The sequence below is a fragment of the Runella sp. genome (assembly GCF_965279615.1).
Lineage (GTDB): Bacteria > Bacteroidota > Bacteroidia > Cytophagales > Spirosomataceae > Runella.
Genome location: NZ_OZ257252.1, coordinates 5,249,727 through 5,274,595, shown reverse-complemented (window position 1 = coordinate 5,274,595; position 24,869 = coordinate 5,249,727). Strand labels below are relative to the sequence as shown.

Genomic DNA, 24,869 nt, shown 5'->3' with positions numbered 1-24,869 from the left:
TACCTATTTTCCCTTTTTTATGAAATCCATTGATGTCTGCCTAACTCCTGATCTATTACATCTCCATACCATTGACAATACCATCGTGGTCGTTGCTGACGTTTTTCGGGCTACCTCCTGCATGGTCACGGGCTTGGCCTACGGCATAGCAAGTATTACCCCTGTAGCCACGGTAGAAGAATGTTATGCTTACCAACAAAAAGGATATTTTGCAGCAGCAGAACGCAACGCCATGAAGGTGGAAGGATTTGAATTGGACAACTCTCCCTTCAGTTACATGGACGATCAGCTCGTTGGCGCCCACATCGCCATGACAACCACCAACGGAACCTTATCCATCACTAAAGCCAAAGCGGATGCCGTAAAAGTATTGGTGGGCTCTTTCCTAAACTTAGGCGCAGTGGCAAATTACCTTCAATCGCAGTCGTACGATGTACTGGTTTTGTGTGCGGGTTGGAAAGGCCGCGTCAATCTGGAGGATACGCTTTTTGCGGGAGCATTGGTAGAAGCACTCAAAGAAGAATACATGATCGCTGAAGACAGCGCCCTGATGGCGATGCGTGCCTATCAGCAAGCCAAAGATGATCTGTTGGGCTATGTATCCAACTCATCGCACGTACGCCGTCTCCAACGCCTCGGTATCCAAAAAGATATTTCCTATTGCCTACAACGTGATTTATACGACGTAGTGCCCATATTGCGCGGGAGCACGTTGGTTTGTTTGTAATTGAAAAAGCTGGGAGCCGGAAAACTCCAACTCCCTGCTCCCAGCTTCTGTCTACATCCTATCCGGCACTTCAATCCCCAGCAACCCCATCGCTTTCTGTATTCCATCAGCAACGGCCTGTGAGAGCAATAGACGGGCCTGTTGTGCATCAGCGTTAGGTTCTTGTAAAATTGAAACTTCGGCATAAAATGTATTGTAAGCCTTTGCTAACTCGTAGGCATATTGCGAAATCAACGCCGGGGAATAGTTGCGGCCTGCATCAGCGATTCGCTCCGGAAATTGGGTCAAACAAAAAATAACTTCTTTTTCTGAATCTGTCAGCGGAACGGTAGCCGCCGGTTTTGACCATTCCACGTCCATTTGTACGGCTTTCCGCAGTACCGAACGCGTACGGGCATGCGTATATTGAATAAACGGCCCTGTATGTCCGTGCAATTCCACCGATTCTGCGGGGTTGAACAGCATTCGTTTTTGAGGATCTACTTTCAACAGGTAATATTTTAAGGCACCTAAGCCCAACATGGAGAATAGTTTTTGTTTTTCGGCTTCGCTGAAATCGTCTATTTTTCCCTTTGCATTTCCTTCTTCGGCGGCAGCAGCGGTCACTTCAGCCACCAATTCATCGGCATCCACAACGGTTCCTTCGCGCGATTTCATTTTGCCCGACGGCAGATCGACCATACCGTAACTAAGGTGATAACAGCCATCTGCATACGTACGACCAAGCCGTTTCAGTATAGCAAACAACACCTGAAAATGATAATCCTGCTCGTTGCCTACTACCCAAATGGATTTATCACTGTGGAAATCAGCGAATTTAAGATCGGTCGTACCCAAATCCTGCGTCATGTAGACAGAAGTACCATCACCCCTTAAAACGAGCTTTTCGTCCAACCCTTCGGCCGAGAGATCGATCCAAACTGAATTGTCCGGTTTTTTGAAGAATATACCTTTGGTTAACCCTTCGTCTACCGCATCTTTGCCGAGAAGGTACGTATTTGATTCGTAGTATGTTTTATCAAAGCTGACACCGATCTTTTGATACGTATCGTTAAAACCGGCATAGACCCATTCGTTCATTTGCTTCCAAAGCGCAATGGTTTCGGCATCGCCCTGTTCCCATTTCAGCAGCAATTGTTGGGCTTCGAGCATCCACGGCGCTTTTTTCTCCGCTTCTTCTTTGGTCATTCCTTCGGCAACCAATGCTTCAATTTGCCGTTTGTATTCTTTATCAAACAGCACGTAATATTTGCCGATCAGGTGATCTCCTTTGAGGTTTGACGATTCAGGTGTTTCACCATTGCCAAGTTTGGCGTACGCCAACATGGATTTGCAGATGTGAATACCGCGGTCGTTGACCAAACAGGTTTTGACCACGTTGAAACCACTCGCTTTCAAAATTCTCGAAACCGAATCTCCCAGGAAATTATTCCGTAAATGACCTAAATGCAGCGGTTTGTTGGTATTGGGCGACGAAAACTCCACCATCACGGATTGGCCATTGGCGGGCGAAAATCCGAAATTTGGGTCAAGGGCTAAGGCATTAAGAGCTTCGATCCATGCCGACTCGGCAATGCTGAGATTCAAAAACCCCTGCACTACATTGAATTTACTTACCACACCCGATTTCTCAAGCAAGTACTGACCAAGCGCATTTCCTATTTCGACCGGCGGTTTTCGCAGGCTCTTAGTGTAGGGAAAAGTGACAAACGTATAAAAACCTTCAAAGTCTTTTTTGGTAGGCTGAAGCAGGATTGTTTCTTCGACAACGTTATAAATTTCCTGTAATGCGCTTTGGATATACGTCTTGAGAATTGATTCGATTTGCATAATTACGTATTCATTAACCCGTTATTCATCATGGTTCGTTATTGTTAAAAGGCAGCCGGAAGTCCGAGACAATTAACAAATAAACGGCTCAAACGAGTCGCAAAAGTACTTCAAATTCAGCAAGCAAATAATAAATTAATCGTATTTTCGTATCTTCAACTTCTTAATGCTCACAAAAGAGTTGAATTTATCCAAACCGTTCGCTATTTTTATTCCTGCCAATTGTTGATGATGAACCATTAACTTTTAAGCACTTAACAGTCAAGAAATGAAAACGTTGAAACAAATAATACTTATCTTGATTTGCGCCGGCCCTTTCATTTTGGAAGCCCAGACGCAACTGGATCAATCGTTGAGGCTGGAATTTAAAGTTAGCCAAACAAGCGATGAATATTTTGACGTAACTCCGCTCGACAAGGAGGGCTTGTTGGTTACACAACGAAAAGAAGAATATTATGGCAACGAAAAATGGTCTTTTTTTCGTTTTGACTCCTTATTGAAACAAAAATGGTCGGCAGAGTATAAGTTATCGTATGAGCTGCATCCCATCAAAACCTACCATAATCAACACTACCTTTTTTGGCTGCTTCAGGAAACCGACAGCGACAAGCTGACCGTGCTGCGCGTAGACCTTGGCAACGGCGACATCGAAACTTTTAAAGGTGACCTCTTGACCCGCGCCGACATTGTCCATTTTAAAGTATTGGGGAATACGGCTTTTATCGGCGGTTATCACCATAGCCGCCCCGTGGTTATGGCTTTTTCATTTTTTGACAAAAGCATCAAGGCACTTCCCTATTTGTACAGTACGAACACCGAGATCAGCAATATTGAACTCGACGAACAGCGCAATCAACTTAGTGTATTGTTATATACCATCAAACGGGGTGATTGCCAGTTTACCATTAAAACCTATTCATACGAAGGAAAGCTGCTCAAAACGACAACGATGCCTTTTGAGGATAATAATGGCTTAATTTCAGGAAAGATCTTACCGCTTGATGAGGCTTCTTCACTCATTGTCGGTAATTATGCACAGGGTTGCACGCAATATTCACAAGGGTTGTATTTTTCAAGAATCAAAGACTCTGAACCCGAAAAGTTGCAGTGGGTTGATTTTTCAAAATTGGAAAACTTTTTTAATTACCTCAAACCCAAGCGCAAGCAACGAGTGGTTGAAAAAATATCCAAACAAAAAGAAGAAGGAAAAGAACCTAAATTTCGGTATCGTTTGCTGGTGCATGAAGTGATCAAAACCGAAAATGAGTTTGTACTGGTAGCTGAGGTCTATTATCCTGTGTATAAAAATGGGAATATGTACTATGGCGGTGTTACTCGTAGCTCCAATCGTGAATACGATGGTTTTCGCTATACGCATGCTATCGTCTGCGGGTTTGACAAAGCAGGAAATTTGTTGTGGGACAATTGCTTTGCCCTCGAAAATGTTGAGAGCATTGAGCTTCTGCCCATGATTCAGGTCACCCGTCGTGACGGACTTTTGGTGCTGGGATATCCCAAAGACGGCAAAATCAATACGGAGGTGATCGAGCGGAATAAAGTGGTTCGCGAAAGAGAGGAATTTACCATCAAAAGTGCAAACGACACCGAACGCATCGTTGACAATGAGCGCGGGCTTTTGGCCGCTTGGTACGACCGTTATTTCCTGGCGTACGGTTACCAAAAAATCGGGAGTGAAAAATGGATCGGAGCACCGCGCGAGGTGTTTTACATCAATCGTTTCTCTTACGATCCGTATGCTCCGCGCTTAGAAGCCAAAGAGGAAACTAAAAAAGGGAAGTCTTCAGGCAATTAACACTATTCTTAGATTAAGCAATTATTTTTTCGTTAAAACTTCTGACCACCTGCGCGATTTCGGGCAAAAGGTCAGGGTTTTTCTCAATGCCGTTTCCTACTACGACCACGTCTGCGCCCGCTTCCAACGCCGATTGCACTTTTTCAATGGAATTGATGCCACCGCCAACGATAATGGGCGTATCCACCGCTTGACGAACTGCCGCGATCATTTCGGCCGAAACCGGCTTTTGAGCGCCGCTGCCGGCATCCAAATACATGATTTGCAGTCCCAGTAGCTCTCCTGCCATAGCAGTACAGGCCGCTACACCCGGCTTATCGTGAGGAATAGGGGTGGTGTTGCTGATATATGAAACCGTAGTAGCGCGGCCGCTTTCCACGAGCATATAACCCGTTGGCAGGATTTCCAATTTACTTTTTTTCAACAACGGCGCCGCAATAACGTGCTGACCGATGAGCAATTCAGGATTACGCCCCGAAATAAGCGAAAGCAACAAAATAGCATCCGCCGAAGGTTCTATGTGAAGGCTGTTGCCCGGAAACAGAATGGCAGGAATAGAAGTATGTTTATGAATGGCCGCAATGATCTCATCCGAAGCGTATCGGGTAATAAGACTGCCTCCAACAAAGAAAAAATCAACTCCATAACGCACACTTTCGGCGAGCATAAACGGAAACGATTCTAACTCTACCTTGTCCGGGTCGAGCAACACTGCGAACGCTTTTCGCCCGTTTTTAAGATTATTTTGAAGTTTCGTTCGTATTTGTGCCTGCATTCGAATTTTGCTGAGTAGCCAAATAATCAATTAATTTTTCCCGTGCCATTCCCAATGCCCACGTCACTGCATACGAAACGACAGCTTTGGTAACCCACGATGTTTTTTCTTCATGACGCTCAATGACCACCGGAACGTTGCTTCCATTCTTCACTTTAATTTCCGGTTCATCCTCCGGCAATAACGCATCAACCAATAAATAGACCGCCGCAATTACCCCGCCGATCACAATGGCTTGCTTGCCGATTTCAGCCGCGTCAATTTTTAAGTCTTCCAACTTTTCTTCCAACAGGCGGCGGTAGCCTTCTGTGGTACTTTTCAATTCAACTTTACGGCCATTGGTGTCACCAAAGGGCTCCTCAAAAGTCAGGATATTTTTTGGGAGTGTAGCCATTATGTGGATGTTTTTAAGATGATCTCAGGAATTTTAAGGGGGAATAACAGAGACAATTTACGCCTTATCTATTAAATTCCACTTAAAATTAAATAGTAAATCTTTCTCAAAAGTCGTAAAAACTTACTGGAAGCCCAAAACTGAACCTAATTTTTAAAGAAATAGTAAGGCAAAAACGTCTAAGCGTGTACCTTTGTACGTTTATATAAGGTAGATTAGTACATTGCGATGTATTTTACTTTGACTGAATTATCTCCGTTGCGTAACATAAAATGATTATTACCAATATAAAAATAGAAAATGCCACTCGACCAAGAATTTGACAAAGAGACAGCCACCGGCGACGAAATGAGTTTCATTGACCACCTTGAAGAACTGCGTTGGCACGTAATTCGGGCAGTGGGCGCCATTTTGATTTTTACCATTTTAGCTTTCGTTTACATTGAAGAAATCTATCATTCGGTTATTATTGCTCCTTCACAACCCGATTTCTGGACCTATCGAATGCTCTGTAAGCTCGGTAGTTTTACGGGTGCCGAAGGACTATGTATTGATAAATTAGATTTTGAACTGCAAAGCATTGGTCTGTCAGATCAATTTTCAATGGCTTTGCTTTCTTCCGTGATCATTGGATTGCTTTTTGCCTTTCCCTATTCATTTTGGGAAGTGTGGCGTTTTATCAAGCCCGGTCTGAAGAGATCCGAACGCAGAGCTGCCCGAGGAGCCGTTTTTTACGTAACTTTTCTATTTCTCTCAGGCGTGGCTTTTGGCTATTTTATTGTGGCTCCGTTGGCAATCAACTTCTTAGCTAACTTTAAGTTAGACCCCACCATCCAAAACCAATTCAGCGTTACTTCTTACATTGGCCTCATTGCCATGTTGACGCTGGCCTGTGGACTTACGTTCCAATTGCCCGTAGCTGCGTTTGTATTATCCAGAATCGGCGTCCTGAATCCTCGCTTTATGCGCGAGTATCGCAGACATGCCTTTGTGGTGATTCTGATTCTTGCGGCGGTAATTACGCCTTCTCCCGACGTTCTGAGCCAAGTGTTGGTTGCTTTGCCTCTGACCCTCTTGTACGAGATCAGTATTTTTGTTTCCGGCTGGGTAGAACGTAACAAAAAGAAAGATGCTGAACTGGACGCCAGAGAAGAAGAATCAAGCGCGATGGGCGAGCCTTGGAATCCTGATGCTGACATGTAATTTATCATGATTCAATTCACCGACATTTGTAAGTCCTTCGATGGACGTATGGTATTGGAAAATGTGTCCGGTACTTTCAAACCGGGCGATACAAATTTGATCATTGGCGGGAGCGGCACGGGTAAAAGCGTGCTGCTCAAATGCCTGATCGGATTGGTCAAGCCCGACAAAGGCAATGTCCTCTACAACGAACGCGATTTTTGGAACAATGACGAAGAAACCCGCAAGCAAATTCGCCGCGAAATGGGCGTTCTTTTCCAAGGTGGCGCATTGTTTGATTCTCAGACCGTAGCCCAAAACGTGCGCTTCCCATTGGAAATGCTGACGAACATGAGCGACAGCGAAAAGGACGACCGCGTAGCGGTGTGTCTCACACGTGTGGGCTTAGAGCAGGCAGCCAAACGAATGCCTTCGGAGATCAGCGGTGGGATGAAAAAGCGCGTAGGTATTGCCCGCGCCATTGTGATGAATCCCAAATACTTGTTTTGTGATGAACCCAACTCCGGTTTGGACCCGCTCACTTCCATCAAAATTGATGAACTCATCAAGGAAATAACCGACGAATACCACATTACCACCGTCGTAATTACGCACGATATGAACTCTGTCCTTGAGATCGGTGAAAAAGTAATGTTCCTCTACAAAGGGCACAAGGTCTGGGAAGGTGATAATACGACCATTACTCACTCAACAGTACCTGAATTGAATGAATTTATCTTTGCCAATAAGCTCCTTCGGGATATGAGATAGCTTATATAAATTCAGGAAAACACCTTGCGGTAAACGGGCTTCCGATACAAAAACTGTCCATACAAAAGAGGATAAAATAAATAGTCGGTCAGGAAAAACGGAGTACGAAACTCGATTTCATCCGCAATGACAGCGTGCTCTCCGTCTTTTATAATTCGGTGGCGATGTCGCCAATAGCGCAGGAAAAAGGGTAGTTTGATGCCTTGATCTATAAAAAATATCTCTGTGCTATCGCTTTGCTGCTCGGTAATCTCGCTTTTCCACCGCTGTTTGAATAAAAGGAAATTCAATTCCAATTCCACCGTATCTCCTTTTGAGCATCCATCAAAGCGAACCACCCGAACGGGAGGAAAGGGTGGATTTAACCGGCGAAAAAGTGTTTCATTAAATCCCTTCCAAACTTCTTGGAAGGATTGTTGAACGGAGGTTCTCAGAATGAGTTTCATATACTCTTAACTTCCCTCACTCAAAAAAGTTTTCTACTTTGCACCACAATTCACCAATTCCCTTCTTATGCTGACTGTTTACGGAATTCCGAACTGCGATACGGTAAAAAAAGCCCTTACTGCCTTAAAAGAAAATCAACTTCCTCACACGTTTCACGATTACAAAAAAGAAGGCATTTCGCGCGAAAAATTGGAAGTTTGGCTTACACAGCAACCCAAAGAAACACTCATCAACCGCGCCGGTACTACGTGGAAACAACTGTCGGACGAACAAAAAAGCGCAGTGCAGAACAACGAAAGCGCCATCGCACTGATGATGGAAAAACCTTCGGTAATTAAACGACCCGTTATTGAAAAAGAAGGTAAAATTGTCGCCGTAGGTTGGAAACCTGAAACATTGGGAAGTATTCAATAGATTGAATTTGTGTAGCATGTTGTATTACTTCTCACCCGGAAAATGAAACTATTGACGGTATTCGGTACCCGGCCGGAAGCCATTAAAATGGCAATGGTGGTACGAAATTTAAAGCAGGATTCTCACTTTGAACACAAATTGTGCGTCACCGGACAGCACCGACAGATGTTGGATCAGGTGTTGGATATTTTTGAATTAACGCCCGATTTTGATCTCAATGTGATGCAGGCCGGGCAAGATCTGACCGATATTACGTGCCGTATTCTAATCGGACTGCGCGCACTTTTTCAAACTTATCGCCCTGACATTGTGCTTGTTCACGGCGATACTACTACGTGCATGGCTACGTCGTTGGCCGCCTTTTACGCAGGAATCAAGATCGGTCACGTAGAAGCGGGATTGCGTACCGGAAACCTGCAATCACCCTATCCGGAAGAAGCCAATCGCCTCATCACCGATCGGCTGTCCAATTATTTTTTTGCTCCTACCGACCGAAATGTAAAGTCACTTTTAGCCGAAGGAATCTCTCCTGGAGTAATTTTAAAAACGGGCAATACCGTCATTGATTCGTTATTATTTGTAAGCGAACGAGCTATATGTTTTTCGGATTCTATCCCCACTCCCATTCAAGCGGTTTTTGAATCAGGAAAGAGAATTTTACTTGTTACAGGGCATCGTCGGGAGAATTTTGGCGATGGTTTCATCCAAATTTGTGACGCCCTGCATCATTTGGCCGAAATATACCCTGACCTTGAAATTGTCTATCCCGTTCATCTCAATCCCAATGTACAACAGCCTGTTTATGACCGATTAGGAGATTTGCCGAATGTGCATTTGCCCGCACCGATGGATTACGTCAATTTTGTGTATGCTATGAAAAAAAGTTGGGTCATTCTGACCGACTCGGGCGGCGTGCAGGAAGAAGCCCCAAGTCTGGGCAAACCCGTATTAGTGATGCGAAACACCACCGAACGCCCCGAAGCCGTAGACGCCGGCACCGTCAAACTTGTAGGTGCCAACCGAGATTCTATTGTACAATCCGTGAGTGAATTGTGGGAAAACGCAATGCTTTACCGCCAAATGTCAGAAGCCAATAATCCCTACGGTGATGGCTTAGCAAGCGAACGAATCGCCGCATTTTTAAGAACGGTAGAAGATATTTAGGCTTTGGAGGAGTCTAATTACAAATTAATGTTGGGCTTCCGCTCCGGCGGCCCGGTCCGAAGCCCTGTAAATGGCTGATAAACAACTGCTACAAATGTCGAGCTTCTCCGAAGCTGTTTCTTAGGCTGACGTCTATAGTGTAAGCGCCAACTTCGGTTTTACATTTTGCAGTTTCTCGGTTTTGCAGTTTTGCAGTTCCTACTTTTTACTTCTGCTCCTTCGGCAAGGGAATCACGCCTGTTTGTTCATAGTGTTGAAGCCACTCTTTTTTAGGGCTTTGAATCGTTAGGTAGAAATCGTAAAAAGGCTTCATATCTTTGACATAATCGCCGGTGAGATGAAGTACATCGCCAAAAACCACTACTTTTCGTGTATAATCAAAACCAACCAAAACGATAGGAACATTTGCTTTCAGGGCCATATAATAAAAGCCCGATTTGAGTTTTGAAATATTGCTGCGGGTACCTTCCGGCGCAATGGCAATGTGAATGATTTCATTTTGTTTAAACGTTTCCGCCACTGCTTCTACCAAATTATTTGATTTTTCGCGGTAAACCGGAAAACCGCCCAGGGCTCTGAAAAACCAGGCTGAATACCATTTAAAAAGGGCGCTTTTTGCCAAAAACCCCATTTTAACACCAATATAGGCTCTCACTCCAATGCCAATAAAAAAATCGGTATTGTTCCAATGAGGAGCAACTACCCAAATGGCTTTTTTAAGTTCTTTCGGAACGTGGCCAAGTGTACCCCAGCCAAAGAATCTGTATAAAAATGCAAAAAGCCAATTCATCATCCTATAGGTTTAGATTCCTCAAATTTAAAAACTCCTTTCGATTCAACAACAGGAAGTCATTATCTTTGAACAATATCAAGACTTTATTTAAAACATTTAAGCTATTTTCGAATGAACCTGCCTTTGACCCGAATTGTAGTGGCCGATGACCATCCCGTAGTATTGGGAGGATTGCGCTTAATGTTGGAATCCATGCCGGCTTATCAATGGGTTGCCGAAGCAGCTTCTCTGAAGGAAACACTCACCGTTTGCGAACAATTTCGACCCGATATATTAATACTTGATCTCAATTTTGACGGAAAAAACAGCCTTGATCTTGTCCCCGAACTTCGCCTTCGTTTTCCCGCTTTAAAAGTATTGGTGTTTTCGGCGTATCATTCTACGGGATTGGTCAAAAAAGCGTTGGAAACAGGTGTCAATGGTTATTTGCTCAAAGATGCTTCCAAAGCCGAATGGTCAGACGCGCTTCAGGCCTTAAGTCAGCAAAAAATTTATGTGAGCAACCATTTATCTCCAACTATTACTCCTATTGCAAACGAATTTCAACATTCTGCTTTTCAGCAAATCACAAATCTGTCCGAACAGGAAAAGAAGATCATAAAACTCATTGCACAAGGCTTGATGGAAGATGGCATTGCCGAGGCACTTTTTATCAGCAAACACACGGTACATACGCATAAAAAGAACATTTTCAAGAAGTTACAGCTACATACCAACACCGATCTGGTAAAGTTTGCCTACGAAAATGGACTGGTATAGTTTTTATAAAGTAACGGTATGCTTCATTCCTTTGGGTTGTTTTGTTACATAAAAACTGCCATTGAGTAATTGTACCCTTGCCCGAATATTTTGCAACCCTATTCCTCCGCTTATTTCTTCGTTTTCATAACCAATTCCATCATCTAAAACTTCCAGCGTCAGCGTTTCTTTATCCTCAATCAAACGCAGTGTAGCATGGTGCGCTTGGGCATGTCTGACAATGTTGTTCAGTAACTCCAAAGCGATCTGATAAAGCATCTGCGACACCAAAGAGGGAATCTGTTTGTCCTCTATCTGTTGAGTTTCAAAAGTCAGCATTATTTCGGGCTGAGCGGTTTGGACATGATGTACCAATTCTTCCAACGCTTCCACCAACCCATAACGCTCCAGCATCACGGGCGAAAGCGCGTGTGAAAAGCGCCGCACATCCTGCCCGACATCGCCCAAGGCTTCGACCAAATGATTCGCTTCTTTACTGTGTCCGTTGAGTTTTTCAGCCAACATAGAAAGTCGCAGACGGATATTGGCCAGCGAAAGACTGATGCCATCGTGCAACTCCTGCGAAAGACGTTTTCGTTCAATCATCTGCCCTTCAAACAATTGAATGGCATTTTGTTGGCGTTGCTCGGCAAGTTCGGCGGAGATTTGAGCATTGAGTTGATAAATGTTTTTGAAGCGATTGGCCAACAAAAACGACAGGATCACCGATTCGAGTGCATTGGTCATCAAAGGCATATTTTGGGTTATGTAGTTCTCCGGCAGATATCCTGCAAAAACAAGAATAACCGTCATCCCTCCGAATAAAAGCATAGAATTTCCTAACGTGAACCAAAGGCTTTCGAGCTTGCGGTATCGAAAATAATAGTATACTCCGATGAAGGGCGTAGTGGCCAGCAGAATAAAAACGACAAGATTGGTCAGCTTCATAAACACCAATAACCAAGTACCCTCATAATAAACGGGGTTGTACCAATATTGTTTGAAAAGCCCTAATACCGGATTTTGTGACCAAAGCCACAGAAAGAGTATAATAAAAGCTCCCAGCTGGAATCGGATAAACAGGTAAATAAAACGTTGGGTATTGGCAACGTTAAAAAACTTACTTGTGAACAATAACATAAAACTATACAACAACATTGCGGTAGTGGGACGAGCAGCACTGGCCCACCAGGTAGACTCGCTCCAAAGCAGTTGAAATCCAAGTCCGGTATGAGCCACCAGAAAAAGCCATATAGCGGTGGTGTATATCCAATAATAAAACGTAAGTCTCTGACGAAAGAAAATAAAAACGAAGAAACTCACAATGCAGTACAAACTGGCAATTCCCAATAAAAAACCTAAGAAAAGAAATACTGCATAACTGCCCGTTGAAAAATATTCTTTTTCCCACAGCCGAAGCGGAATTTGGAGCTGTTCACCATGTTTATCAACCCACAAATAATAAGTAAGCGTCTCGCCGGGCGGCACACTGACAGGAAACAAAAAGTGAGGATGCCGAATGGGGCGTTGCGCAAAAGGAAAATGGTCGCCGGTAAGCATACTCGCATGCACTTGTTTTCCCGAAACGGTAAAAAGTTGGAGTTTGTTGATGTGCGGATTTTCGACTTCCAAGATCAAGGCTTGAGCCACAGAATCAGGATTTGTGAGTTTAAAACGCAACCAATAATAACTGTTTGTAAAACCAGGATTAATAAAAGGCTGAGTATTGGGCTTAAACAATGGTTTTTGCGCTAAAACAGCCTGAATCGTCAGGTTTTTCGGCGCATCTTCCAAAAGCTCTGCTTGCCTGCTCAACAATTCTTCTTTAAACCCTTTTCCCACCTTGACGGGGGTCTGTGCAGACAAAGATAAACCCATTGTAATTAGGCATACAAACAGCAAATAAGTAGGGTAGCGGCTTGCCATCGGTAGGGTGATTTTGCTACCAAGATACAAAAAATACCCTGTGGAGGGTATTGAAGAGGAGGGTTTTGCCCAACTACTTTTGTTTCCAAACCTGAAAGCTATGAAACGGCTGCAAACAACCCTACTGAGTACAGTCATGTGTCTGACATTTCTCGCGGCTTCTGCCCAAAAAGCAGACGAGATCATCAGCAGCTATACGGGTGCCAATGCCTCCGGCTACCTGCAACCGCTCGCCGATGTCCTCACGTCTACGTTCAATACGGGACACATTCACAAAACCTCTGTTGACAGCGGTTTCCATTTTTACATCGGCCTAACGGCTTTTTCAACGTGGTTCACGGACGATAAATCACGCTATTTTATGGGCACAACCCCCAACGGATTTTTGCCTGTGCAAGAGGTACGCGCGCCAACCATTTTAGGCCCTCGTGAGATTGTAACGGTCAATGGGATGAATGGCACTTCTTATACTTTTCCTGCGGGATTGGGAACAAAATCTGTCCTGTTGGCGGTACCGCAAATTACCATCGGAAGTATTTTAGGTACAGAGTTCAATGTGCGATTTTTTGGCTACGATTTCGGGGGCGATTTTGGGAAGCTTCAATTTTTGGGCGGCGGTGTGCGTCATGATATCGGCAGGTATTTTTTAAAGAATTCGCGGTTCAGAATTTCCGCAGAATACTGTTACCAAAAACTCAATGTGGGCAATTACGCCGACCTTACTACCCACAAAGCGGGGGTTTATGCAGGTCAACAGGGGAAACTGTTTAATTACTACGCTTATGTAGGCTACCAAAACGGCGCAATGAACATTGATTACCAAGGTTCGTCCGATGCTTCTCCCGTTCATATACCGCTGACCAACAAAAACCCCTTGCTACTCGCTGCGGGGATGGGCGTAAGACTGTGGATTTTTCGGCTCAATGTACACGGCAGTTTCATCCGTCCCGTGGTAGCGGCCGCAAGTTTGGGATTAAGTTTTTAATGAACCGGCTCTGTTAAATCTAAACCTATTGGTATGAAAAAGACGCCTTACCTATTATTTTCAGTTTTCTTTTTTCAAGCATTTTCTATCCTTTCGTATTCACAATCGGTCAGTCTTTCAAAATCGGTTTATGCGCCGGGAGAACAAATTGTCGTCTATTTTTCGGGGTTTTCGGGCAACGCCAAAGATTGGATCAGCATTGCCCAACCCGGCAGCGCCGACGACAAATACATCGTCTGGAAATACATCAATGGAAGCAGAAGCGGTACCGTCGCTTTTGACGGGCTTGCGTATGGCAACTACGAAATTCGGGGGTATTATAACAACGAAAGTATCCTAAGAGCACGACTCTCTTTCAAAGTGGGTAATGCCGACCAAAGCCTCTCCGTCAGCCTTACCAAGCCGATCTATGCGCCCGGGGAGCGCATTGTCGTCAATTTCTCGGGGTTTCCGGGCAACGCCAAAGATTGGATCAGCATTGCCCAACCCGGCAGTACAGATGAAAAATACATAGTGTGGAAGTACACAGAAGGAAAACAAAGCGGAACGATGGAATTTGATGGAATGGCCTATGGCAACTATGAAATTCGGGCCTATTTCAACAATGAAGGCAGTATAAGAGCGCGTATTCCATTCAAAGTAGGCAATGCCGATCAAAATCTTTCGGCCAAAACGCAGTTGCCTTCTTACCGACAAAGTGAAAAAATCACAGTACAGTTTTCGGGGTTCCCGGGCAATGCCAGAGATTGGATCAGCATTGCCCAGCCCGGCAGTGCTGATGATAAATACATTGTCTGGAAATATACCGAAGGAAAACAAAGCGGAACGATGGATTTTGCGGGATTGCCTGAAGGTAATTATGAGGTACGGGCTTATTTCAATAATGAAAATGCGGTCAAGTCAAGATACAGTTTTACGGTGGGGAAATCATCAACGACCGGACCGGCAACCGTTAGAGGAGGTAGGCCCGGGCGATTTTGCAACCGAGACCTGAGTATTTTTTACACGGGCGTATATGGACTTGGGTTATGCTGGGGCAGGTTGGGGTCAGACATGATAGCCCCCGGAACAATTACCGATGTACAATCCGTGTTAACCACAACGATTACCGGCCTGAGAACAATCACCTGTCTTGATTTTGACATCAATAAGATCAGCAACTATTCAAGTCGTTTGCCGGGAATGTCCAGAGTACAGGCGGTCAATGAAATTGCTTTGCTGATAAAAGAAATTCTGGCCTCTATTCAACGCGCCAACGTCACCTGCGACGGCGGCGCCGGTCTGGCGGCTTTGTATTCAATAGGCATCCATTTGGGTGCTTCCCAAGCCATTTGCAATACGTTTGTATGCCGAGCCATTCCGATGGACTGGCAACAAAATCTGCGTAATCATTTGAGTTTGGTCAGCAGTGGCATATCTGCGTACAGCGCCTGTATTCCGGGAGTCAGTCCTTCTTTAGTGAATATGGTTGCCGTTAGCTCACCCAATGCTTATATACCGTTCTGTACCATTATCAATATTCATATTCAGGTATTGTGGAGTGTTTCACTGTCTACCTGTTGCTGTTCATGCAAATAATTCACGTTTGGACTTAAAATCTTAAAACCATGAAAAGTTTTCCGGTCTATTTTTTCCTATTCTGTTTTACGCTACAGCAAGCCTGTACACCCGGTATTCTTAAGAAAGTAAAAGTCACCCGTACTGTCAAAAAAGCGATCAACTTTAATTATTCGATCAATCAGGTGGGTAATTTTCAGACGTATCAACTGGTCGGCAGCCGCGATATTACCAATTTGTTTGATCCTGAAAACAACAGAGTATCAAGTGCAACGATCGAAAGAATTAATATTCATGGAGTTAACATAGGAGCTAACGTTCTTCCGGCCAATACATCCACCCAAGTGGTATTAAGTGCCGATGTACTGGGAGGAGCTTTACTGAATACCGTTAATCCGTTGCTCAATGAGACCAAAACCCTTGCTATTTCGAAAAGTGCGGGGTTAGATCTTGAAAATGCGTTAGGCAATGCCCTGGGAACCACCGAAGATGTTTCCATCTACAACGCTATTTCGATTTTAAATGCCAAAGGAACGGTGGAATTGCAAAAAATTCTGGATGCCAATTTGAGCGGCATCAACCGGGGCGGACTAAGTATTCGTTTGAATGGCAAAGTGCCGGCCAATCAACGTCTTGTAATGACCGTGACCATTCAAATCAATGCGTCCATCACCTTTACCCGTTGTGAGGAAATATTGGTTTCGGGCGAAATGTCTACCGATGATGAATGTATTTGATTAAAATAGTTACAGGCAAATCATGTTCATCCTTTTTTTGTATTCCGTAGGAGTCTGTTCTGTAGATTTTTTAAAGGCTTCGTCAAACAAAGCGATGGATTCATAGCCTACTCTGGAAGCAATTTCTTCGGGTTTGCTGTGCCGAAACTCAGGCGTAACCAATAGGCGCTTTGCCTCCTGAATGCGATACGTTGAGATCAGTTCCGAAAAACCCTGTTCCAAATTATCGTTGATCACTTTGGTAAGTTGTTCTGCCGTGACATTCAAACGCAGGGCGAGCGATTCAAGCGAAATATTTTTTTCCAGATACGGTTTTTCATCATTCATCAACCTAAAAAGGCGATTTAAGAGACGCACACCGTATTCCTGATTTGCTTTTTTACCAAAAAAGAGAAAGTTCAATTTCATGGGTTTTTGAAGCATTTTTTCAGAACGAACGACAAAGAACAGCACCCAAACAAGGCCAATGAAGATACCTACCCACCCCAATAACCCATTTAAAGTACCCGGCAATTCTTTCATCTCATGGCTGTTTTGCTAATAAGATGAGAAAACACCCAAGGAAGTTGCACGAATTACCAAATCAATTTTATTTTTTTTCCCGTATCGGCCGAACGCACGATGGCTTCAATGATTTTCAGGTCGGTCATTCCTTCTTCGCCTGAGGCAATGGGAGAGGTATCTTTGAGGATACTTTCGGCAAAAGCATCCATTTGTTTGATCTGTTGGAAAGGCAATGTTTTAAAAGAAATCGACCCTTCCGAAGATTCGCCGCCTGCGCCGGTGGCGTTATAAGAAGGCTCCAATTTAAACCAACGATAACCGGTCGTGGCATAAAGGCGATCAACATACGAACTATAGGTAGTAGTAGAATTGGATACTGCACCGCTCGGAAATTCCATCTGAAACAGCATCATTTCATAGATTCCTTTGAAAACAGTTGTGTCCGTCACAAAACCCTGCGCCATTACGGCAACGGGTAATTCGTTCAAAACCCGTCGGGCACCCTGAATGCAATACACGCCTAAATCCATGATGGCACCGCCGCCGCCCAAGGCTTTGTTAAGTCGCCATACTTTCGGGTCAGCCATTGAAAAACCCAACGACGATTCAATCATTTTTACCGCTCCCAATGCTTTTTCATTGCCTAATCGACGTACTTCCAAATGATGCGGTTCAAAATACAGGCGATAACCTACCGACAGCTTTACCTTTGCTTCGCGGCAGGCTTTGATCATTTGCTCGCACTCTTTGACATTCAATGCCATCGGTTTTTCACAAATGACATGTTTCCCCGCCTTAGCGGCGCGAATGGTGTATTCGGCGTGCATGGAATTGGGCAAAACGACATATACAATGTCTATGTCGGGGTTATTGCGAATGTCATCAAAATTGTCGTAATTGTAGATATTCTGCTGTGGCAATTGGAATTTGATCGCCCATTCGGCGGCTTTCTGAGGTGAGCCTGTCACAATTCCTGCCAATCGACAAAATTCCGTTTGCTGCAAAGCAGGTGCCAATTGATTGGTAGCATAATTACCTAGCCCTACCAAAGCGATCCCGAGTTTCCGATCTTGGGGTAACCATTGTTTTAGTTCTGAAGAAAGTAACGTCCCCGCAGCAAGCGAAGATTGGGCGAGAAATTGGCGGCGTTGCATGGCTAAAACAAAGGGTTGGTTTTCACAAATGTAGATCGTATGACTTGAAAAAAAATACCTCATTTTGAGGGATTGGGAAACGATATTTTCGGTCCCGCGTTAAAAACGATAATAGCCACTCTTTAATTTTTACTATTAACAGTATGCAGGGTATCACAAAACGTTCATTAGCAAAAGATGCAGTACTAATTACCGCCGGGATTTTCAGCGCCGGGCTGGGCCTTAAAGGTTTTTTACTTTCGAGCCATTTTATCGACGGAGGCGTTACAGGAATCTCTATGTTGATAGCTTCTATATTTCACATTCCATTATCCTTGCTTATTCCCATCATTAATTTCCCGTTCATTATTATGGGATATAAGCAAATTGGCCGCGCGTTTGCCTTCAAAAGTACTGCCGCCATTACGGGTTTGGCTCTCTGTTTAGCCCTTGTCGAATTTCCTGATGTCACCCCGGACCTACTGCTGACGTCGGTTTTCGGGGGCTTTTTTATTGGTGCCGGCATTGGATTAGCTATGCGGGGCGGGGCTGTTTTGGATGGTACAGAGGTAGCCGCGTTGTTGGTAAGTCGCCGCAATTCGGGCGTTCGAGTAGGCGATGTTATTCTGGGAATGAACATTTTTATTTTTGCGGCGGCAGCCTATTTTCTGGGCGTGGATATTGCCCTTTATTCCATGTTGACTTATTTTACGGCTTCCAAAACCGTTGATTTTCTGATTCATGGGATTGAAGAATATACCGCTATCTGGATCGTGTCAGACCATCACGAACAGATCAGGGAATTGATCACGGATAAGTTGCACAAAGGCGTAACGGTACTAAACAGCGAAAAAGGGTTTGGTAAACGAGGCGTTCAGACAGAGGAAACAAAAGTTCTATATTCCGTTGTTACTCGCCTGGAAGTAAGTCGTTTGCGCGATGCCATTGCCGAAATCGACCCTCTTGCATTCATTGTTCAACACGGAATAGACGATGCGCGCGGCGGCATCGTAAAGGGAAGAGCGTTGCATTAAATTTATAAAAAAAGGCTGTTAACAGGTGACTGAATTGGTTTGCAAAGTTGAACCTCACCCTAAATCCCCTCTTAGGGAGGGACTTTTCAGGCTCCCTTTCCCTTACAGGGTCGGACCGCCGCGCGGGATAGGGGTTAAAGCCTACGGATTTTTGGGCGGAGGAGATTGCCACAGTACCTGCGTGATCATCCATTTGTTGTCGATTTTTGCCAATAAGATATAATCAGTACCCCACCAAGCCGTCAACTTTGCAGCGGCAGTTTGGTCCTGTACATCAAATACTTCGATCTTTTTGGGAAACTTGTCAACGTTTGGGCTTAGGCCTTTTTTATGCACTCGTGCGGCATAATCGACCATTTCTCTGAACGACATGGGTTCGCCTTCGTAAGCGGTTTTGTTCTTGGGTTTGAAATAACCGTATTTAACCACGTTAGGCGAAATACTGCGGTGAATCCTGGCCGTATCTCCGTAGTAAAAAGCATCAACATAATCGCCCACGGCGCTTGTCACCTGTTCTTTATCAGTTTGTGCAAATGACGAAACGGCAAAGCAGGACAATGCGAAGAGCAAAACGTAAAATCTGTTCATAGTCGTTTTATTTTACAGTCATTGATCAATGGCTTTAAGCCATTTAACCGTTTCTTCGGCGATTTTAAGGTTAAAATTTCCTTTCATGTATTGCTGTTCTTTAAAGTTTTTGGCGGCTTCCGTCCAGTCTTTACTGCGCATCATAAAATGGTCAAGATCAGGAATCGTGACCCACGTGGCCGCGTTGGGATGTTTTTCGTTCACCGTCTTCTGAATCATTAATGGCTCTACCAAAGAACATTGCTCATAATCAGCGCCGCCGTGCAACACTAATACGGGGCAATTTACTTTTTGCCAACTTTCGGCCAAATTCAACGAATCCAACTGCTGCCAAAAACGCCAATGTCTTCCCCACATGTTGTTGTTCCAATTTTCTTTATACCCCAACTCACTTGCTACCAACGACTTATATTCAGTATTTTGATAGAGCTCGGCCGGTGATTTTTTCAGGATAAAAAACTCAAAATAGATTTTCTGAATCATTCGTGTGAAGGCTTCGGTTTGTTGGTAGTTCAAACCTTCCAATAACGGTTTTTGCACGCGGTGCATTTCCAACAAAAACTCACTCCAGGGTCTGAATACACAGGCAAAAACGATGACACCTTTAGGGTTATGCAGTTTGGCCACTTCGGGGGCAATGGTTCCGCCCATAGAATGCCCCCAGATATACAGGCGGCTCTTGTCCACATTCGGCAACTGTTCCATGTATCTGTAGCCCGCGTCAAAACTCTCAATGTCGGTTACCAGATCCACTTCGGTACAGGGCGCACAGCCGTAACTATCGCCCATACCGGACTTTTCAATGGTCACGACGGCAAAGCCATTTTTGAGCCATTCGTTCATCAGTTTTCCGTTATAACTTGAGGCATAGTTTTCAATAGAGCCGCAACCGTAGCCCGGAATCAGCAAAATAGCGGGAACGTTGGTTTTGCCTTTCGGTATGCGCGTAATGGTACGTAAATAGCCGTTTTTGAATTTAACCCAATCGTAGTTTATATCTGCAATATCCGACTGTTCAAAGGGACGCATGATGGCTGTGGCAGTAGCATTACCGGTTTTCCCATCCCGTACAAACGCAAATGTCACCTTTTGATCTGATCGAATAGTGGAAACAACAGCGTTGTACTCCGCCATTTTTGGGGTATTTTGACCATTGACTGAAATAACCTTATCGCCCTTACGAATCTTGGCTGCGGCAAAAGTGCCGGTGGCCCACACGCTGTCTACCAGAATTCCATCGGTTGATTCTTTGCCCTGCATTCCCATGATGGCTTTCCGTTGCGGCGGTTGAGCATGTATATCAAATCCACATACAGTAATGAGCAGTATCCAAAACAGTCTTTTCATTTTTTATCGGCTTTATTTTAGTTGATCTTCGTTTTGTTAAGTGCTGTCGGGTTCTCAAACCCGACGATGAGGATTCTCAAATCCTCGTGTTATTTCGCTGTTATTTTACGGACCGGCGGTCCGTACCACAAGTTTAGCTGTTGCCTGCTCTTTGCTTTTCTTCTTCTACGCCGCTGCTGCGACGACGCCCGGCCTGTACTTTATTGTTGCCAAACCGGTAGGAGAATGACAACGTTGCCACGCGCGTTTCGCGATTTACCCGAAATTTTTCTACATAGTCTTTAAACGTGACCGTGGCACGGCCAATGCTTGTGTAAAACAGATCGGTTCCGTTGAGCTTGAGGGTGGCTTTCCGATCCCAAAATGTCTTTTGAATACCCAATGACACTTGACCCGTAGGCTGCACATCCATAAAACCATAAATTTCACGCGCCCGATAGATGACACTTAGCTCGGCCACGTAGCCTTTTTTGCCCAACACAAAACTGTTGTTGCTGTTGATGTTAATATTCGCATTGCCATTGCGTAAAGGTGTATTGGCTACATTGCCTTTGTATGTGCTGTAATACGTGTTGATATTGTTGACGCTGTTCCACCATTTTGTGACTTGTGTTGATGCCGAAATGTTGATACCCCAAAACTGAAATTCCGTGAGATTTCGATTGGTTTGCACCGTTACTTTGTCTTGCCCTTCCAACGGCATGATCACTTCCGTGATGTTATTGACGGTTTGGCTGTACGAGAATGTAGTCGTAATCTGTTGGTTATAATGATGCGCTATTTCAAACGAGTACGTAAACTGCGGTTGCAAGTAGGGATTTCCTTCGCTGTAAGTGCTGTTGTTGATATAAAACTTAAAAGGATTGAGCTGTCGATAACTCGGACGATCTAAACGACGGCTGACCGAAAAACTCCATTCGTGCTTCCTGGAGAATTTATAGTTAAGAAAAGCACTCGGAAACAGTCGGGTATAGGTACTGTCGAAGGTGATGTTGGTAGCCAATTGATTTCCTTTGATGTTGTTTTGCTCCATGCGCAGACCCAACTGAAAATTGACTTTATCAAACTGCTTTGCGTAGTTGACGTAGGCCGCGTTGATGTTTTCGTCGTAAATAAAATGATTGCTTTGTGAAGGATCAAAAACGGGTTTTTCGTTGCCGCCAATATAGTATTTCAGGTCATTATCAGCACGCACAAAACTGCTTTTGAGGCCTGCCTCAACTTTTGCTTTTTTAGGCAACGGATGCACATAATCGGCTTTTAGGGACTTTATATCCAGTTTTCCCAACACATCGCCCAACAACACATAGGTTGGCAGCAATTGATTTCCTTTCGTATCCACATATTCAGTCGTAAAACGCTGATCGGTGCGGTTGCCGTAATGCGCGTAGTCAAGATCGACGGTCAACTCGCGGCCGGTGGAATCGAAGGTATGTTTGAGGTTAGTATTTATGGCAAAATTAAACCAGTTTTCTTTTGAGCGATTGCTGTTCAAATCGTACCGCACCAATTGTAAGTCCTGATTCAGTACCCCGGTACGGGTATCGCCCGTGGGGTTGAAGCGATTGGAAAGGCCACTGATTACTGCGCCTATCAACGTTTTTTTGGAAACAGCATAATCGGCTCCCAAACGTCCTGTATGATTTTTGAAGGGAAATGTAATGTAATTGTCTTGGTCGAAAACACCGTCTAAAATGCCATCTTTGTAAAATCTCCTATCCAATACCAAGTGACTGAAGGCTTTGCGGTAGGCGAAATTGTAGTTGCCGAATAGGTTCAGTTTTTTGTTACGATGGTTAAACGTAATTCCTTCCGATGTTTTGGCATAAACACCCTGCCCGTAACTAAGATTAATAGTACCGTTGGTACCCAAACGTTGATCTTTTTTCATGACCAAATTCAAAATGCCGGCATTGCCGGCGGCATCGTATTTGGCCGATGGATTGGTGATGATCTCGATTTTTTCCAAAGTATTGGCCGGCAATCCGCGCAGATAATTAGCCAAATCCTGACTCGCAATGATCGAAGGTTTGCCATTGATCATCACCATCACTCCTTGTTTGCCTTTTAGACTGATGTTGTCGTTTTGGTCCACCACCACGCCGGGCGAGCGTTCGAGTACTTCAAGGGCATTGCTTCCCGCGCTCACGATGCTGTTTTCTACGTTTACAATGGTTTTATCCAATTGCCTTTCGATGAACGGCTTGGTTGTTCGTACGGTTACTTCATTGAGGTTCTTGGCATCTTGGATCAGTTGGATACTGCGCAGGTTGACGTTAGGGGTTTCGGTGTTCAATACAAATGCAGGGCTTGAAAATCGTTGATAACCGACTTGCGTTACCCGCACAAAAAACCGCCCCATCGCCACATTTTCCAACGTAAAGCGACCCTGTTCGTCGCTCAGTGCGGCTTTTACAAACACAGAATCCGCCGCGCGGTGCAATGTAACGTTAGCGAATTGAACAGACTTTGCAGACTCATCATTGATTTGGCCCGTCACAGTTTGAGATTTCACCGAATGAATGAGAAAACTGAGAAGAAAAATAAGGGGTAATTTTTGATACATGGCTGTAAGAGCAATTTGTTGACTTTTAACAGTCCAAAACTACACTACAGTCTGTATCATGACTTTCACCCAAAGGGGGTGATTTGGATAAATGGTACAAAAGAAAAACGCTTTAAAACAGTCGACCTGTATGGTTTTTATCGGCGAACGTTACCGACTGTTAAAAGTAAATGCTAAAAAAACGGGGTTGGATTTAGGGATAAAGTCGTTTTCCGAGGCTTATAGAGGTAATCTGTACAGGTTATTAAAATTGGCAGCACCTCAATGGAGGGATTTATTGACCTGAATGCTTTATTTTGAGTCCATGATAGTAGTTTTACCAATTCACAATTTATTATCTCTATGAAACAATTCGTAACCGGTACGCTTTTCTTTTTATGTATAGTAACCGGCCTTCAGGCCCAACCACGCTGGACAGCTGACCAAGCCAATGAGTGGTATAAAAAACAAGGTTGGATTCGGGGCTGTAATTATCAGCCCGCTACGGCGATCAATCAATTGGAAATGTTTCAGGCCGCCACCTTCGATCCGCAAACCATTGATAAGGAATTAGGTTGGGCCGAGCAACTGGGCCTGAATGCCATGCGGGTGTACCTGCACCACGTTGCCTGGACGTCCGATAAAGCAGGTTTTAAAAAGCGTTTGGACAACTATCTTCAAATTTCGAGCAAACACGGCATCAAGACTATTTTTGTCTTTTTTGACGATTGCTGGAACGACGAATACCACCCCGGCAAACAACCTGACCCCAAACCCGGCGTCCACAACAGCGGCTGGGTGCGCGATCCCGGCACGATGATACTCAACCATCCCGACAGCTTGGGTGTATTGGAAGCGTACGTGAAGGACGTAATGACAACCTTCAAAAACGATGATCGGATTCTGCTTTGGGATCTTTACAATGAACCCGGCAATAATCAATACTTCAGCAAAAGTCTGCCCTTGTTGAAAGCCGTTTTTGTATGGGCCAAAGCCGTAAACCCTTCACAGCCAATCAGTGCCGGCGTGTGGAGTTGGGGAGAAAAATTTACGGAGTTGAATAAATTTCAGTTGGAAAATTCCGACGTTATTACTTATCATCATTACGGGTACATTGATAAACACCGGGAAGTGATTCAGGACTACCGAAAATACAACCGTCCGCTTATCTGTACAGAATACATGGCTCGCAGAAACGGAAGCCTGTTTCAAACCATCATGCCTATGCTGAAACAGGAAAATATCGGTGCCATTAACTGGGGATTTGTGTCAGGAAAAACCAACACCATTTTTGCCTGGGACACTCCTATTGCCAGCGGCAAAGAGCCGGAACTTTGGTTTCACGATATTTTCAGAAAAGACGGTACGCCTTTCAGTGAAGATGAAGTTAAAACCATCAAAACATTGACCGGAAAAAAATAACGAGCAGCTATCGGTCTCCTATCACTCACTCACAAAACTCTTT

The 24,869-nt window shown here is 44.4% G+C and carries 23 protein-coding genes; 12 read left to right on the top strand and 11 right to left on the bottom strand.

Annotated features, from left to right (window positions below; genetic code table 11):
* The first annotated feature begins 19 nt into the window (after positions 1-19).
* Complete coding sequence (locus tag ACQY73_RS22175) at positions 20-727, top strand: 2-phosphosulfolactate phosphatase (RefSeq protein WP_428655070.1); 708 nt, start codon at positions 20-22, stop codon at positions 725-727.
* A 51-nt stretch (positions 728-778) separates the two neighbouring features.
* Here ACQY73_RS22175 and argS read toward each other — a convergent pair whose 3' ends face one another.
* Positions 779-2,557 (bottom strand): arginine--tRNA ligase, encoded by a 1,779-nt coding sequence (gene argS / locus ACQY73_RS22170; RefSeq protein ID WP_428655068.1) that lies wholly within the window; start codon positions 2,555-2,557, stop codon positions 779-781.
* Positions 2,558-2,825: 268 nt separating this feature from the next.
* Here argS and ACQY73_RS22165 point away from each other — a divergent pair, with 268 nt between their 5' ends.
* Entirely contained in the window at positions 2,826-4,370 is a 1,545-nt protein-coding gene (locus tag ACQY73_RS22165) for a hypothetical protein (RefSeq protein ID WP_428655066.1), read from the top strand.
* Positions 4,371-4,383: 13 nt separating this feature from the next.
* Here the strand turns inward: ACQY73_RS22165 and ACQY73_RS22160 are convergent, their stop codons facing one another.
* Positions 4,384-5,145, bottom strand: coding sequence for a geranylgeranylglyceryl/heptaprenylglyceryl phosphate synthase (locus tag ACQY73_RS22160; protein ID WP_428655064.1), 762 nt, complete (start codon positions 5,143-5,145; stop codon positions 4,384-4,386).
* Complete coding sequence (locus ACQY73_RS22155) at positions 5,111-5,539, bottom strand: hypothetical protein (protein ID WP_428655062.1); 429 nt, start codon at positions 5,537-5,539, stop codon at positions 5,111-5,113. Before ACQY73_RS22155 ends, ACQY73_RS22160 begins: the two co-directional genes overlap by 35 nt.
* A 300-nt stretch (positions 5,540-5,839) precedes the next feature.
* On the opposite strand from ACQY73_RS22155, the gene tatC reads away from it, so the two are divergent.
* Together tatC and ACQY73_RS22145 are read left to right on the top strand one after the other, a co-directional pair.
* The gene (gene tatC, locus ACQY73_RS22150) at positions 5,840-6,742 is read left to right on the top strand and encodes a twin-arginine translocase subunit TatC (RefSeq protein WP_428655060.1); all 903 of its coding nucleotides are present in this window, start codon (positions 5,840-5,842) and stop codon (positions 6,740-6,742) included.
* A gap of 6 nt (positions 6,743-6,748) precedes the next feature.
* On the top strand, positions 6,749-7,492 hold the full coding sequence (locus ACQY73_RS22145) for an ABC transporter ATP-binding protein (protein ID WP_428655057.1): 744 nt from the start codon (positions 6,749-6,751) through the stop codon (positions 7,490-7,492).
* Positions 7,493-7,503: 11 nt separating this feature from the next.
* Here ACQY73_RS22145 and ACQY73_RS22140 read toward each other — a convergent pair whose 3' ends face one another.
* Complete coding sequence (locus tag ACQY73_RS22140) at positions 7,504-7,938, bottom strand: SRPBCC family protein (RefSeq protein ID WP_428655055.1); 435 nt, start codon at positions 7,936-7,938, stop codon at positions 7,504-7,506.
* Between the two features lie 67 nt (positions 7,939-8,005).
* On the opposite strand from ACQY73_RS22140, the gene ACQY73_RS22135 reads away from it, so the two are divergent.
* The gene (locus ACQY73_RS22135) at positions 8,006-8,353 is read left to right on the top strand and encodes an arsenate reductase (RefSeq protein ID WP_428655053.1); all 348 of its coding nucleotides are present in this window, start codon (positions 8,006-8,008) and stop codon (positions 8,351-8,353) included.
* Between the two features lie 42 nt (positions 8,354-8,395).
* A complete protein-coding gene (gene wecB / locus ACQY73_RS22130; protein ID WP_428655051.1) occupies positions 8,396-9,517 on the top strand; it encodes a non-hydrolyzing UDP-N-acetylglucosamine 2-epimerase in 1,122 nt (373 codons plus the stop codon).
* A gap of 205 nt (positions 9,518-9,722) precedes the next feature.
* Here the strand turns inward: wecB and ACQY73_RS22125 are convergent, their stop codons facing one another.
* Positions 9,723-10,310 carry a 1-acyl-sn-glycerol-3-phosphate acyltransferase gene (locus ACQY73_RS22125; RefSeq protein ID WP_428655049.1) on the bottom strand — a complete coding sequence of 196 codons (588 nt, stop codon included), beginning with the start codon at positions 10,308-10,310 and terminating at the stop codon, positions 9,723-9,725.
* 111 nt (positions 10,311-10,421) lie between these two features.
* Between ACQY73_RS22125 and ACQY73_RS22120 the strand changes: the two genes are divergently transcribed.
* Positions 10,422-11,069 carry a response regulator gene (locus ACQY73_RS22120; RefSeq protein ID WP_428655047.1) on the top strand — a complete coding sequence of 216 codons (648 nt, stop codon included), beginning with the start codon at positions 10,422-10,424 and terminating at the stop codon, positions 11,067-11,069.
* Between the two features lie 3 nt (positions 11,070-11,072).
* Here ACQY73_RS22120 and ACQY73_RS22115 read toward each other — a convergent pair whose 3' ends face one another.
* Positions 11,073-12,974: a sensor histidine kinase gene (locus tag ACQY73_RS22115; protein WP_428655045.1), complete on the bottom strand. Its 1,902-nt coding sequence runs from the start codon at positions 12,972-12,974 to the stop codon at positions 11,073-11,075.
* Positions 12,975-13,074: 100 nt separating this feature from the next.
* Between ACQY73_RS22115 and ACQY73_RS22110 the strand changes: the two genes are divergently transcribed.
* The 3 genes from ACQY73_RS22110 to ACQY73_RS22100 are packed head-to-tail and all read left to right on the top strand — an operon-like array spanning position 13,075 to position 16,253.
* The gene (locus ACQY73_RS22110) at positions 13,075-13,959 is read left to right on the top strand and encodes a DUF6588 family protein (protein WP_428655043.1); all 885 of its coding nucleotides are present in this window, start codon (positions 13,075-13,077) and stop codon (positions 13,957-13,959) included.
* 33 nt (positions 13,960-13,992) lie between these two features.
* Complete coding sequence (locus ACQY73_RS22105; protein WP_428655041.1) at positions 13,993-15,537, top strand: hypothetical protein; 1,545 nt, start codon at positions 13,993-13,995, stop codon at positions 15,535-15,537.
* Positions 15,538-15,566: 29 nt separating this feature from the next.
* Positions 15,567-16,253 (top strand): hypothetical protein, encoded by a 687-nt coding sequence (locus tag ACQY73_RS22100; protein WP_428655039.1) that lies wholly within the window; start codon positions 15,567-15,569, stop codon positions 16,251-16,253.
* Between the two features lie 9 nt (positions 16,254-16,262).
* Here the strand turns inward: ACQY73_RS22100 and ACQY73_RS22095 are convergent, their stop codons facing one another.
* Together ACQY73_RS22095 and ACQY73_RS22090 are read right to left on the bottom strand one after the other, a co-directional pair.
* The gene (locus ACQY73_RS22095) at positions 16,263-16,775 is read right to left on the bottom strand and encodes a helix-turn-helix domain-containing protein (protein WP_428655037.1); all 513 of its coding nucleotides are present in this window, start codon (positions 16,773-16,775) and stop codon (positions 16,263-16,265) included.
* A gap of 53 nt (positions 16,776-16,828) precedes the next feature.
* Positions 16,829-17,911 (bottom strand): Gfo/Idh/MocA family protein, encoded by a 1,083-nt coding sequence (locus ACQY73_RS22090; protein WP_428655035.1) that lies wholly within the window; start codon positions 17,909-17,911, stop codon positions 16,829-16,831.
* Positions 17,912-18,054: 143 nt separating this feature from the next.
* Between ACQY73_RS22090 and ACQY73_RS22085 the strand changes: the two genes are divergently transcribed.
* Positions 18,055-18,924, top strand: coding sequence for a YitT family protein (locus tag ACQY73_RS22085; RefSeq protein ID WP_428655033.1), 870 nt, complete (start codon positions 18,055-18,057; stop codon positions 18,922-18,924).
* A gap of 141 nt (positions 18,925-19,065) precedes the next feature.
* Here ACQY73_RS22085 and ACQY73_RS22080 read toward each other — a convergent pair whose 3' ends face one another.
* The 3 genes from ACQY73_RS22080 to ACQY73_RS22070 form a co-directional block, all read right to left on the bottom strand.
* A complete protein-coding gene (locus ACQY73_RS22080) occupies positions 19,066-19,512 on the bottom strand; it encodes a nuclear transport factor 2 family protein (protein WP_428655031.1) in 447 nt (148 codons plus the stop codon).
* A gap of 18 nt (positions 19,513-19,530) precedes the next feature.
* Positions 19,531-20,859, bottom strand: a complete 1,329-nt coding sequence (locus ACQY73_RS22075) for an alpha/beta fold hydrolase (RefSeq protein WP_428655029.1) — start codon at positions 20,857-20,859, stop codon at positions 19,531-19,533.
* A 133-nt stretch (positions 20,860-20,992) separates the two neighbouring features.
* On the bottom strand, positions 20,993-23,425 hold the full coding sequence (locus tag ACQY73_RS22070; RefSeq protein ID WP_428655027.1) for a TonB-dependent receptor domain-containing protein: 2,433 nt from the start codon (positions 23,423-23,425) through the stop codon (positions 20,993-20,995).
* 342 nt (positions 23,426-23,767) lie between these two features.
* Between ACQY73_RS22070 and ACQY73_RS22065 the strand changes: the two genes are divergently transcribed.
* On the top strand, positions 23,768-24,826 hold the full coding sequence (locus tag ACQY73_RS22065; protein ID WP_428655025.1) for a glycoside hydrolase family 2 TIM barrel-domain containing protein: 1,059 nt from the start codon (positions 23,768-23,770) through the stop codon (positions 24,824-24,826).
* The last annotated feature ends 43 nt before the right edge of the window (positions 24,827-24,869 follow it).